We start from the raw sequence: 12,144 nt of genomic DNA on the forward strand, positions 1-12,144 counted from the left end.
TCGCGAGGCAGGCGGGACTTTGAAGACAGGCCCTAGGCCCGACGCAACACAGCAGGGAGAGCCAGTGCCCCAGGAGAACTCTGCCCGGAACCAGGACCGGAACGGCGCCCGGGACGCCGAGGACGACGGCCACGACCGCGACGGCCAAGACGGCAATGACGGCTACGACTACGACGTGCTCGTCGTCGGCTCCGGCTTCGGCGGCTCGGTCTCCGCACTGCGGCTGACCGAGAAGGGCTATCGCGTCGGCGTCCTCGAAGCCGGCCGCCGCTTCACCCGGCAGACCCTGCCGAAGAACTCCTGGGACATCCGCAACTATCTGTGGGCGCCGGCGCTCGGCTGCTACGGCATCCAGCGGGTGCATCTGCTCGGCAATGTCATGGTGCTGGCCGGCGCGGGCGTCGGCGGCGGCTCGCTCAACTACGCCAACACCCTCTACGTCCCCCCGAAGCCGTTCTTCGAGGACCGGCAGTGGGGCGATATCACCGACTGGCAGGAGGAGTTGGCTCCCTACTACGACCAGGCCAAGCGGATGCTGGGGGTCCGCCTCAACCCGACGATGACGCCCTCCGACGTGCACCTCAAGGAGGCCGCGGACAAGATGGGCGTCGGTGACTCCTTCCATCTCGCGCCGGTGGGCGTCTTCTTCGGGGACGGCGAGGACGCGAACGGGACCTCGAAGGCGGCACCGGGCGCGGAGGTCCCGGACCCCTACTTCGGCGGCCAGGGCCCGTCCCGCAGGGCCTGTACGGAGTGCGGCGAGTGCATGACCGGATGCCGGCACGGCGCCAAGAACACCCTCAACGAGAACTACCTCCACCTCGCCGAGCGGGCCGGCGCCGTCATCCACCCGATGACCTCGGTCGTCACCGTCACCGAGGACTCCCGCGGCGGTTTCGCCGTCGCCACCCTCCCCACCGACAACAAGCGCAAGGGCCGGGGCCGCACCTTCACCGCCCGCCGGGTCGTCCTCGCCGCCGGCACGTACGGCACCCAGACCCTGCTGCACAAGATGAAGGACAGCGGGCTGCTGCCCGGCATCTCCGGCCGGCTGGGCGAGCTGACCCGGACCAACTCCGAGGCGCTGGTGGGCGCGCAGACCGACAACCGCCGCTACCGCAAGCGGCACGGCACCAAGGCCGACTTCACCCGCGGGGTCGCGATCACCTCGTCCATCCACCCCGACGCGCACACCCATATCGAGCCGGTCCGCTACGGCAAGGGCTCGAACGCGATGGGCGCGATGTCCATCCTCCAGGTGCCCGTCGACGGCCGCGGCTCCCGCGCCGGCCGGTGGGCCGCGAACTGTCTGCGGCATCCGCTGCTGCTGCTCCGGTCGCTCTCCAACCGCCGCTGGTCGGAGCGCACCATCATCGGCCTGGTGATGCAGTCGCTGGACAACTCCCTGACGACCTACCGCAAGCCGGACGGCCTCGGCAAGGGCCTGCTCACCGCCCGCCAGGGCCATGGCGCACCGAATCCCGAGCAGATCCCCGAGGCCACCCAGGCGGCCACCCTGCTCGCCCAGGAGATCAACGGTTTCGCGGGCAGCAATGTCGGCGAGCTGATGGGGACGCCGCTGACCGCGCACTTCCTGGGCGGCTGCCCGATCGGCGCCGACGCCGACCACGGCGTCATCGACCCGTACCACCGCCTCTACGGCCACCCGGGCATCTCCGTCGTCGACGGTGCCGCGGTCTCCGCCAACCTGGGCGTCAACCCGTCCCTGACCATCACCGCGCAGGCCGAGCGCGCGATGTCGCTGTGGCCCAACAAGGGGGAGGCCGATCCGCGCCCCGCCCCGGGCCGGGCCTACCGCCGGCTGGCACCGGTCGAGCCGGTCCGCCCCGCCGTCCCCAAGAAGGCGTTCGGCGCACTGAACCTGCCCTTCCTGGCCGTCCCGCCGGTCCCGCCGAAGAAGTCGCTCTCCTAGCGCGTCTCCTGCGCACGTACGACGGAGGGCCGCACCCCGAACCGGGTGCGGCCCTCCGCTTCTGCGTCTGCCGTTAGGCGGCGGCGCCGTCCGTCTTACGGCGGCGGACGACGAAGATCGCGCCCGCGCCCACGACCATGGCGACCCCGCCCACGAGGCCGAGGGTCGGCAGCGCGGAGGAGGCACCGGTCTCGGCCAGGTTGCCGGTCACCGGCAGCTTGTCCATGCCGTCCTTCGGCTTACCGGTGTTGACCGGCTTCCCGCCGCCCTGCGTACCGGGCTTGTTGCCGGGCTTACCGGGCTTGGCCGGCGGGATCTCGCCCGGGTTGCTGCCGGCCGACAGGATGGTGAAGTCGTACCACTGCTCCTCGGACCAGCCGCAGGAGCCGTCCTGGTTCTGGTAGTCGCCCGCCACCAGCGCGAAGCCGTCACCGGGCGTGGCGCCCTTGTCGGCACGGATCCGCATCTTCAGCTCGGCGGTCTGGTGCGCGTCGAGCTGGAACCAGCCGAAGTACTCCCCGTCGGTCCACTCGTCGAACGAGGTCCACTTGCCGGTGTCCGGGTTCTGGTACTCCAGGTCGAGCTGCGACTTGGGGTGGTCGATGTCGCCGGTCGGCACCGCGTAGATGACCGGGTAGACCTCGTCCAGCGTCCGGTCCGTGGTGTTGGCCAGCTGCACGCTGAAGCCCTTCCAGCCGCCGCCCGCGACGAGCTTGGAGGGCAGGTTGGCGACGGTCACCTTGATGGCGGCGTCATCGACCGTGCACTCGTCCTCGTCACCGGGCTCGCCCGGCTCGGTGGGCTTGGCCGAGGTGGAGGGCTTGGGCGAGTCACCCGGCTTGGTGTCGCCGCCGGGGGTGGCCGGGGTGGTCGGCGCGGTGCCGTCACCGCCCCCGGTCTCCTCGCCGGGCTTGGTGCCGTCGCCCGGGGTGGTGTCACCCGGCGTGGTGTCGTCCGTCGCGTTCTCGTCACCGGCGGCCGGGGTCTCCGGCTGCGTGGTGGGCGCGTCGGTCTGCTCCGAGCCAGGGGTGCCCGGGGTGGGCTCGGCGCTCGCGGTGGACTCGGTCTCGGGGCCGGTCGCGTACGCGGCGGGGGCCGCCAGCAGGGCGGCGGGGGCTATGACGGCCGTCGCGGCGGCAGCCGTCAGGGCACGGCGAAGCTTCATCGAGAAGACCTCTCGGGTCCAAAGTGCCGAATTCCGGCACAAGTGGGTTGCGGGCCGTCGCGGTGGGGCGCGGGATGGCCGTGCGATTGCAGGTACATGACCGGCCATGGCCGAAAAAGGTTGTCCTCTCAACCAGAAACGCCGTCGTGACGCCGATCACACCCGCCACAGCAGCCTCACAGGCTTCTCAAAGACAGTGCACAGCAGCCGCCGGCCGAGGGGCGTGCGCCGGGCGCACCCCGGGCACGGCGAAGGGCCCCGGACACCGTCCGCGAGGGGGGTTGCGGACGGCCACGGGGCCCTTTGCTTTCGGTGCCGGCGTCAGGGCAGCGCCGGCACCGAGGGGCGGCGCTGGGGGGGTAGCGCCGCTGGCTTTCGGGGTGGTGCGCGATGGTGCGGAGTCCGCGAAGGTCGGACCAATAGCAGTGCACAGTCCCTACCGGACGCGGTGCGTCGTTCGTCAAGCATCGTCCTGGATACGCCTCACCTGGCGCAACCGTTTCGACCGGATGCGGTCGGTCCCGGGCGTCCCCAGGACCGACCACCCCATCGGATGTGACCGGGCTGCTGTCCCCTGCTGACCGGCCACGGCACGGAGCGAGGTCCCACGACGCGGGCCGCGGCTGGCGGCCGGCGTCTCATCGCTCCGGGTTTCCGCCCGTGGGGCGGCGTCTACGCGTAGTCGTGCGGGCCGCGCCTGGCTGGCGTGGCACCGGGATCAACGAAGCCTCGCAGCGGCCGGTCACGCGCCGTACGGGTGAGTCGGCAACCGAACTCAGATCCGGCAGCTGCGCCGGGGCGCGTGCGTTCCTTCACGCGCCTGACCGGCCGCAAAACCGACCGCACACCAGCCAAAACTGGCCACGCCGCTGACCCCGTGCCGCCTCAGATCTGGCCCCGGGACAGCTCCAGCAGGGTCATCGCCAGCGCGGTGCCCGGCTTGCCGAGCTGGTCGCGGTAGTGGCCGAGGATCTCCATCTCGCGGGCGAGGTTCACCCGCCGTCCGCCGGAGGTGACGCGCTCGTGCTGGATGACGGCCGAGACGGCCATCCGTTCCTGGACGAGGCCGATGATCCGGCCGTCGAGATCGTCGATCCGCTGCCGGGCGTCGGTGATGATCCCGGCGGCCTCGGGGGAGCGGGCGCCGGTGTCGGGGGCGGTGCCGGTGGAGGTGCTCATGTCCGTATCTCCTGGGGTGAGTGGCCCCGGAGCCGAGAGTGGTCCGGACAGACGCAGACGCCCCGGACCTTGTCGGCCCGGGGCGCCTGGGAAGTTGCTCGTCAGTGGATCAAGCAGCACGACCATGGCAGCCGGTTGGGCCGGTGCCATAGGTAAAGACGAAGGTCAGCTGCTTGTTCATGGGGCTCAGTATGAGCCCGTTAGAATCGAAAGTCCAACCCCTGCTCCACACCGCCGGAAGGCCGCCGAAGTGCCATCAGCGCCCCCTGCCGCTGCCCCGGACGTCGTCCTCGTAGTCGACTTCGGCGCACAGTACGCCCAGCTCATCGCCCGCCGGGTCCGAGAGGCCCGGGTCTACAGCGAGATCGTGCCGTCCACCATGCCGGTGGCGGAGATGCTCGCCAAGAACCCGAAGGCGATCATCCTCTCCGGCGGTCCCTCGTCGGTCTACGCCGAAGACGCCCCCAGCCTCGACCGCTCGCTGTTCGAGGCCGGTGTCCCGGTCTTCGGCATGTGCTACGGCTTCCAGCTCATGGCCACCACCCTCGGTGGCACCGTCGACAACACCGGCGCCCGTGAGTACGGCCGTACCCCGCTGACCGTCTCCCGCCCCGGCTCCACCCTCTTCGAGGGCACCCCCGCCGAGCAGTCGGTGTGGATGTCCCACGGCGACGCCTGCTCCGCCGCCCCCGAGGGCTTCACGGTCACCGCGTCCACCGACGTGGTCCCGGTCGCCGCCTTCGAGAACGACGAGAAGAAGCTCTACGGCGTCCAGTACCACCCCGAGGTCATGCACTCCACGCACGGCCAGCAGGTCCTGGAGCACTTCCTCTACCGCGGCGCCGGCATCGAGCCGAACTGGACCACCACCAGCGTGGTCGAGGAGCAGGTCGCCGCGATCCGCGCCCAGGTCGGCACCAAGCGCGCCATCTGCGCACTGTCCGGCGGGGTGGACTCCTCGGTGGCCGCCGCGATCGTGCAGAAGGCCATCGGCGACCAGCTGACCTGCGTCTACGTCGACCACGGCCTCCAGCGCAAGGGCGAGTCCGAGCAGGTCGAGAAGGACTTCGTGGCCGCCACCGGCGTCCAGCTGAAGGTCGTCGACGCCGAGGAGCGCTTCCTGACCGCGCTGGCCGGGGTCAGCGACCCCGAGCAGAAGCGGAAGATCATCGGCCGGGAGTTCATCCGGGTCTTCGAGCAGGCCCAGGCCGAGCTGGTCGCCGAGGCCGGCGCCGAGGGCGAGGAAGTCGCCTTCCTGGTCCAGGGCACGCTCTACCCGGACATCGTCGAGTCCGGCGGCGGCACGGGCACCGCCAACATCAAGTCGCACCACAACGTCGGCGGGCTCCCCGACGACATCGAGTTCCAGCTCGTCGAGCCGCTGCGCCAGCTGTTCAAGGACGAGGTCCGGATGGTCGGCACCGAGCTCGGCCTGCCGGACGCGATCGTCCAGCGCCAGCCGTTCCCCGGCCCCGGCCTGGGCATCCGCATCGTCGGCGAGGTCACCAAGGAGCGCCTCGACCTGCTGCGCGAGGCCGACGCCATCGCCCGCGAGGAGCTGACCGCGGCCGGTCTGGACCGCGAGATCTGGCAGTGCCCGGTGGTCCTGCTCGCCGATGTCCGCTCGGTCGGCGTCCAGGGCGACGGCCGGACGTACGGCCACCCGATCGTGCTGCGCCCGGTGTCCTCCGAGGACGCCATGACCGCGGACTGGACGCGGATGCCGTACGAGGTCCTGGCCCGCATCTCCACCCGCATCACCAACGAGGTCGCCGAGGTCAACCGCGTCGTCCTCGATGTCACCAGCAAGCCCCCGGGCACCATCGAGTGGGAGTGATCCCGCCCATGGGGCCGGGGTGATCCCGCCGGTCGCTTGATGACGCCGCCGCTCGGCCTTCCGGCTGAGCGGCGGCGTTGTCGTTGGCGGGGCGGCCTCGGGTTGGCGCCCGGGGGCGCCCGGGGCGGTGGGGACGGTGGTGCGGCGGGGGCGCGAGGGGCCGCGTCCTCAGTCCCGTACGGTCGCGGCCAGCCGCTCCAGTGTCGTGGCCATCGCCGGGCCCATCCGTCGTGGGTAGCCGGGGAGTTCGACGACGAGACGGGGGAACCGGGCGCGCGACCAGTCGAAGGTGTGGGTGACCCGGGTGGTGCCCCCGCCCCCCGTCCCGGCGCCGTCTGTTCCGCCCGTGCCGCCCGTACCGTTCGTGCCGTCCGTGCCGTTCGCGGGCGTCAGCTCGTAGCGCCAGCGCTGCCCGCCGACCAGCCGCCGGCCGCGGAACTCGCCCCAGGTCTCCCAGGCGATCAGCCGGTCCTTCTCGTACTCCACCACGACATTCACCGACCGGTACGCGATCCGGGCCTGTGCCATCCCCATGCTGAAGCGGTCGCCGGGCCCCAGCGGCGACGGCCCCTGCGGGTGGCCGCGCAGCATTCCCGAGCCGTCCAACTCGGCGTGCCGGGCCGGGTCCCGGAGGACGTCGAAGAGCTCCCGCGGTGTGGCGACGATGTCCCTGCTGACCGATATGGCCCTCATGGTGTGCCCCCTCTGCTGCCGTTCCTGGTGCCCTCATCATGCAGGCAGGGGGAAGTGCGCCGGTCGCGGCCCTGTTTACCTGCGGTAGCGGAAGGTACCTTCCGCATCGAGCATCACGCCGTACGTGCCAGAGGAGGGCCGCGATGCCCGAGCCGACGCCCATACCCACCGATCAGCTGCACTTCGCGATGCCGCCGACGCATGCGACCGTCGAGGGTGAGCGGCGCTACCGCAAGGAGCGCCTGGTCGCGGCGCTGCGTCTCTTCGGAAGCCATGGGTTCGAGGAGGGCGTCGCGGGCCATATCACCGTGCGCGACCCGGAATTCCCGCACTGCTTCTGGGTGAACCCCTTCGGGATGTCCTTCCGGCACCTCAGGGTCAGCGATCTGATCATGGTGAACGCGGAGGGAAAGGTCGTCAACGGCCGCTACCACGTCAACCAGGCGGCGTTCGCCATCCATTCCCAGGTCCACCAGGCCCGCCCCGATGTCATCGCGGCGGCGCACAGCCACTCCACCTACGGCCGGGCGCTGTCCTCGCTGGGCGAGCTGCTGGAGCCGATCACCCAGGACGTCTGCGCGTTCTATGAGGACCATGCGCTCTTCGACGACTACACGGGCGTGGTGGTCGACGAGGAGGAAGGACGGCGGATCGCGGCCGCACTCGGGCCCCACAAGGCGGTGATCCTGCGCAACCACGGGCTGCTGACGGTCGGCGACTCGGTGGACGCGGCGGCGTGGTGGTTCCTCACGATGGAGCGCTCCTGCCAGGTCCAGCTGACCGCCAAGGCCGCCGGCAAGCCGGTGCTGATCGATCACCACAACGCCGTCCACACGCGCGAACAGCTGGGCAACGACCTGGTCGCCTGGATCAACTACCAGCCGCTCTACCAGCAGATCGTGCGCACCGAGCCGGACCTCTTCGACTAGGCGGTCCTGGATAGCCGGGGGCTGGGGTGCCGGTGGCCGGGTGGGCGAGTGAGCCGGACGCCGGGCGGGCCGGGCGGGTGCCCCTGTGGGTGCCCTGCGGGTCGTACGGAGGTCCCGCAGGGCGCACCGCCTCATGGGTGCGGGAACAGGTCGACGAACGGTGAGGCCGTCGCCGAGATGCCGCGGCTGAATGGGGCGTCGAAGTCCCAGACGAGGAACAGCAGGAAGGCGATCAGCGCGCTGAACAGGCCCGCCATCAGCAACTCCCGCCCCGAGCGGCGGATTTGCAGGGTGAACATGACACCGATCGAGATGGCACCCCCGATGATCAGCCCGAACCACACCACCCCCGGCAGCGTCGACTCGGCCGCGTTCGCACGGGCGGTGCGGGCCCCGTCGGCCACCGCGACCTGGTCGACGAGGGGCTGGTAGGACTGCCCCTCGAAGTCATTGCGCGGCCGGTAGTCGGTGACGTCCGCCCGGACCTTCGTCAGCAGCTCGGTACCGCGCCCGGTCAGCTCCCCCTGCTCGGCCATCACCGGCCACTCCTTGTGCACCACATGGCTCACATACGCATCAACATCCGCACGGATACGGTCCCGCACCGGCGCGGGGTAGGCCCGGGCCCGCGCGCTGACCTCGTGCAGGGCCTGCGCCTCGGTCCGTACGGTGTCCTCGGCCGCGCTGCGGGCCTCCCAGACACCGGCGATCGCCAGCCCCAGCACGATCGCGTACACCACCCCCACCATCATCGTCAGATACTCGATCACATCGGGTGTTTCGGACGGGTCGTCGTCCTCGGCGATCCGGCGTTCCTTGAGCACCGTGATGGTCAGGACGACGCCGCAGGCAGCGGCCATGGCGAGGGTCAGCACCAGCCATTGCGACATGGAGACCTCCTACGAGGAACGGCGCCCGGCGGAACCGGACGAGGAGCTCGAACGGGGACGGAGGGCGGCGCCGGCCAGCACGGCCGGGGCGGTGAGCAGCAGGGTCGTGGTCACCATGGAGCGCCCGTCGCGCGGCCGGTGGGACGGCCGTGCGTAGCTGCGGGGCAGGACGGGCGGCGGTGACGCCGGGCGGCGGACGACGGGCGGGGGCTTCGGCTTCGGCTTCGGCTTCGGTGGGGGCGGCGGCGCCGTGGGACGGGCGCGGGGAGTGGGTGGCGGTGGCGGTGGCGGCGGGGGCGGTGCCGGCCGGGGTGTACGGACACGGGGCGGTGGGGGCGCGGGCTTGGGGACGTGGGGGCGCGGTGCCGGCCGGTGGGAGGGGGGCGGCGGCTTGGTCCGGCTACAGGGGAAGTGCCAGCCGCGCGGCATGGGGAAATCGGTCGGTACGTCCACCGGCGGCGCCGTTCCGGCGTAGGCGCAATTGTCGCCGGTGGCCGGGCGGTTGGGCCGGTCACGGGCGGTGGCAGTGGGCGCGACGACGAGCAGCGCGGCGATCCCGGCCAGTAGAAGGAACGCGGCGGCGGCCCGCAGCCCGGGGCCGCCGGGGCACGGTCCGTCCGGCCGTCGCGGCGCGTTCAGCCGTCGGGGTGCGTTCGGTCGTCGCGGGGCGTTCGGTCCGTCCAGGTCATCGCGGCTGTGCGATCCGTGAAATCCGTTTATTTGACGCACGGCGAGAGCTTGCGCAGCGCGCCCATCGCTCAGCCTTCGCGATGGCTCGGTTCGCCCGAATAGGGGATGTGTCCTGGTTACCCGGCCGGTGCGCCGGTCAGGTGTACGGGGGCGCCGATTTCCCTGTGTGCGGGGGCGCGTGTGCTGCCGGTGCGCAGATGCGGTTGCGCAGATGCCGGTGTGGGGGTGCCGGGCGCCGCTGTGCGGGCGGTGGGTGCCGGGGGCGGAGCCCGTTTGCGGCCCGGCGTCAACACAGCGCTGCGCCCGTCACCCGCCACCAACTGGACGTTTGAGGGGCCTCCGGCGAGGTGCGGCACAATTCGCCTTCGGAGAACTCAAGTTGATGATCATCGGTGGCGGGCGGTAGCGGACGTGTCGGTGGATGCGGCGGGCAGGATGGCCGGAACGGGCGAGCCGGGGGAGGGCGCGGAGCGTGCCACCGGGGGCGAGTGCCGGTGCGGACGGTGCCCGCACGGCGCCCGAGAGGGGCACCGGCAGGCGGTTGCCGCGTTTGTCGCGCTCCGCGAGGACTTCGCCGCCGGGCGCGGGGTGCCGGCCGGACTCGCGCGTTCCGCCGGTGCCGCCCGGCAGTGGGTCTCCGACGAACTGACGCTGTCCGCACGGGAGGTCGCCCGGCGGCGCGCCGCCGGAAGGACCGCCTGGCTGGCGGCCGTACGGTGGCGCACCCTGCTCGCCGTCTGGAGCGCGGCGGTGGCGCTGCTGGTCGGCCAGGCACTGTCCGCCCTCGGCACCGGCTGGACGGCGGCCCGTACGGCGGGGCTGGCCGCGGCCGTCGTACTGGCGCTGGGGCTGACCGCGGCAGCCTGGTGGCACCGGGCGCACGGCGGGGCGCTGGCGCCGCTGATCGGCGAGGACGGGCGGCTGTCCACCTCACGGACGGTGGCGGCGGGCTGGGCGGTCGCGGTGCTGTACGCCGTCCTCACGGTGGCCGTGCAGCAGGTGACGGCCGCGGGCCCGGACGAGCGGCGGACGCTGCTCCAGGGCGTGGCGCTCGCACGGTCCGGCGCGCTGCTGGTGGCGCTCGCCCTCGGGTGCGCGGTGGCCGTGCTGGCCTACGGGCTGGTGGCCTCGCGGGTGCGGTCGGGCCGGCTTCAGAAGGTGCCCGCGGAGCGGCCGCGGGCCGCCGATCTGCTGACGGACGACGCGGGCCGGGGCAGCCTCCTGGACGTGCAGTACGTCCTGGTGAACGCGGCCGTGCTGGGGTGCGCGCTGGTACGGCTGGCCGGCCGCCCGGAGCAATTGCCGCAGCTCCCCTGGGGTTTGGTGGTGCTCCTCGCGCTCTCCGGGGCGACCTATCTGTGGGGGAAGGCGGTGGCGGGCGGGCGACCGGTGATCCTCTCCGTCGTCCGCTCCCGTGAGCTGGGCGATCTCGCCGCCCCGGTCCGTACCGGCGACGACATCGAGATCCGCGGCGCCGGCTTCGTCCCACCGGGCGCCGGGACGCCCGACCGGCTCGCCCGGACCGTCGTACGCATCGGAGACGTCCATGTCCCCGTCCCCCTGGTCCCGGTGGCCGGCGGCTTCACCAACCCGACGGACGGCGTGCTGACGGTCCCGGTACCGGTCGACGTCGAGCCCGGCCGGGTGGAGGTCCGGGTGGTCACGGCGGCGGGCGTGGAGACGAAGGGGTATGTGATCGACGTCGTGGATTAGGGGCTGCGTTGCAGTCTCTGGTGGGCGGGGTCGGTGGGGTTGGTGGGTCCGGCAGGTCCGGAGTGTTCGTTGGGTCCGTTGGGACCGGCGGGTACGGAGTGTTCGGCGTGGCCGTAGGGTCCGGGGGGGGGGCGGGGCCGGAGTGTCCGGGGCCGAGGGATCACGGTGGGGCCCCCGCGGATCACGGTCGGTCCCGCGGCGCCTGGCGTGGCGTCTCGCCGGGTGCCTTGTGCCGGGTATCGGGCGGCGACGGGTGTGGTCGATGCCGTCCGGTGCCGTCCGGAGCCGCTCGGTGTGCCGCCCGGTGCCGCCCGGCGCCCTTGCGTGACGATTCTGTGTGGCGTAGTCGCCTGAAGTGCATCGGTCCGTTGAACCTCTCGCGCACGTGCGTACGTATCTCCCCAGGAGGCGCGGGCGCGGGCACAATCGTCTGCGCCCGGTGGCAACGGAGAGGCGGACGTCATGGTGCACGCGAATCGTACGATCGGTGCCGACTTGGGAGGGGCGGGCGTCGAGAGTGCCGGCGCCGGATTGCGGGCGCAGCTGGCGCGCCATGCGCTGCTCCCCTTGCGGCTCTTTCTGGGGGCGACCTTCCTCTATGCGGGCATCGACAAGCTGACGGATCCGGCGTTTCTGGCGGCCGGTGGCGCGGGTTCGCTCGGCGAGATGCTGCGCCAGGTCCATGACGCGGCGGCGCTGCCGCAGCTCGTGGAGATCGCGCAGAAGAGTCCGGTGGGCTTCGGCTATGCCATCGCGGCCGGTGAGCTGGCGGTGGGACTCGGGACTCTGGTGGGGCTGCTGGGGCGGCTGGCGGCGTTCGGCGGTGCGCTGATCTCGCTGACGCTCTGGCTCACGGTGAGCTGGGCGACCACGCCTTACTACTACGGCAACGACCTCGCCTACCTGGTGGCCTGGATCCCGCTCCTGCTGGCCGGGACGCCGCGGTTCTCCCTGGACGCCGCCCTGGCGAACCGCCGCAAGCGGCACGGGGCGCAGCTGTTCGGCTGAGGGCTGCCCCGTGGGCGGCGGGGGCCGTTCATGAGGGCCGGGGCCGGGGCCGGGGCCGGGTCGGTGGCGGTGGTGCCGGGGCGTGGTGACGGTGCCGTCGGTCGTCG

The 12,144-nt window shown here is 72.2% G+C and carries 9 protein-coding genes; 5 read left to right on the forward strand and 4 right to left on the reverse strand.

Annotated features, from left to right (window positions below; translation table 11 throughout):
- Window positions 1-64 precede the first annotated feature (64 nt).
- Complete coding sequence (locus ACFWJW_RS00135; RefSeq protein WP_387232545.1) at window positions 65-1,933, forward strand: GMC oxidoreductase; 1,869 nt, start codon at window positions 65-67, stop codon at window positions 1,931-1,933.
- A 73-nt stretch (window positions 1,934-2,006) separates the two neighbouring features.
- On the opposite strand, the gene ACFWJW_RS00140 is transcribed toward ACFWJW_RS00135, so the two are convergent.
- On the reverse strand, window positions 2,007-3,098 hold the full coding sequence (locus tag ACFWJW_RS00140; protein ID WP_387232548.1) for an LPXTG cell wall anchor domain-containing protein: 1,092 nt from the start codon (window positions 3,096-3,098) through the stop codon (window positions 2,007-2,009).
- Between the two features lie 885 nt (window positions 3,099-3,983).
- A complete protein-coding gene (locus ACFWJW_RS00145) occupies window positions 3,984-4,277 on the reverse strand; it encodes a chorismate mutase (protein WP_387232551.1) in 294 nt (97 codons plus the stop codon).
- A 250-nt stretch (window positions 4,278-4,527) separates the two neighbouring features.
- Between ACFWJW_RS00145 and guaA the strand changes: the two genes are divergently transcribed.
- Complete coding sequence (guaA, locus tag ACFWJW_RS00150) at window positions 4,528-6,114, forward strand: glutamine-hydrolyzing GMP synthase (RefSeq protein ID WP_387232554.1); 1,587 nt, start codon at window positions 4,528-4,530, stop codon at window positions 6,112-6,114.
- A gap of 168 nt (window positions 6,115-6,282) precedes the next feature.
- Here guaA and ACFWJW_RS00155 read toward each other — a convergent pair whose 3' ends face one another.
- Complete coding sequence (locus tag ACFWJW_RS00155) at window positions 6,283-6,807, reverse strand: SRPBCC family protein (protein ID WP_387232557.1); 525 nt, start codon at window positions 6,805-6,807, stop codon at window positions 6,283-6,285.
- A gap of 38 nt (window positions 6,808-6,845) precedes the next feature.
- Here ACFWJW_RS00155 and ACFWJW_RS00160 point away from each other — a divergent pair, with 38 nt between their 5' ends.
- Entirely contained in the window at window positions 6,846-7,736 is an 891-nt protein-coding gene (locus tag ACFWJW_RS00160) for a class II aldolase/adducin family protein (RefSeq protein WP_387232560.1), read from the forward strand.
- Window positions 7,737-7,867: 131 nt separating this feature from the next.
- On the opposite strand, the gene ACFWJW_RS00165 is transcribed toward ACFWJW_RS00160, so the two are convergent.
- Window positions 7,868-8,626 carry a hypothetical protein gene (locus tag ACFWJW_RS00165; protein ID WP_387232563.1) on the reverse strand — a complete coding sequence of 253 codons (759 nt, stop codon included), beginning with the start codon at window positions 8,624-8,626 and terminating at the stop codon, window positions 7,868-7,870.
- A 1,125-nt stretch (window positions 8,627-9,751) separates the two neighbouring features.
- On the opposite strand from ACFWJW_RS00165, the gene ACFWJW_RS00170 reads away from it, so the two are divergent.
- Window positions 9,752-11,029: a hypothetical protein gene (locus tag ACFWJW_RS00170; protein WP_387232566.1), complete on the forward strand. Its 1,278-nt coding sequence runs from the start codon at window positions 9,752-9,754 to the stop codon at window positions 11,027-11,029.
- A gap of 462 nt (window positions 11,030-11,491) precedes the next feature.
- The gene (locus tag ACFWJW_RS00175; protein WP_387232569.1) at window positions 11,492-12,037 is read left to right on the forward strand and encodes a TQO small subunit DoxD; all 546 of its coding nucleotides are present in this window, start codon (window positions 11,492-11,494) and stop codon (window positions 12,035-12,037) included.
- Window positions 12,038-12,144 lie beyond the last annotated feature (107 nt).

It is taken from the genome of Streptomyces sp. NPDC127097 (genome assembly GCF_042724075.1).
In the GTDB taxonomy this organism is placed as follows: Bacteria; Actinomycetota; Actinomycetes; order Streptomycetales; family Streptomycetaceae; genus Streptomyces.

Coding starts and splice junctions, on each gene's coding strand:
- ACFWJW_RS00170 (WP_387232566.1), top strand. CDS start 9,752: ATGGCCGGAACGGGCGAGCCGGGGGAGGGCGCGGAGCGTGCCACCGGG.
- ACFWJW_RS00165 (WP_387232563.1), bottom strand. CDS start 8,626: ATGTCGCAATGGCTGGTGCTGACCCTCGCCATGGCCGCTGCCTGCGGC.
- ACFWJW_RS00160 (WP_387232560.1), top strand. CDS start 6,846: ATGCAGGCAGGGGGAAGTGCGCCGGTCGCGGCCCTGTTTACCTGCGGT.
- ACFWJW_RS00155 (WP_387232557.1), bottom strand. CDS start 6,807: ATGAGGGCCATATCGGTCAGCAGGGACATCGTCGCCACACCGCGGGAG.
- ACFWJW_RS00145 (WP_387232551.1), bottom strand. CDS start 4,277: ATGAGCACCTCCACCGGCACCGCCCCCGACACCGGCGCCCGCTCCCCC.
- ACFWJW_RS00140 (WP_387232548.1), bottom strand. CDS start 3,098: ATGAAGCTTCGCCGTGCCCTGACGGCTGCCGCCGCGACGGCCGTCATA.
- ACFWJW_RS00175 (WP_387232569.1), top strand. CDS start 11,492: ATGGTGCACGCGAATCGTACGATCGGTGCCGACTTGGGAGGGGCGGGC.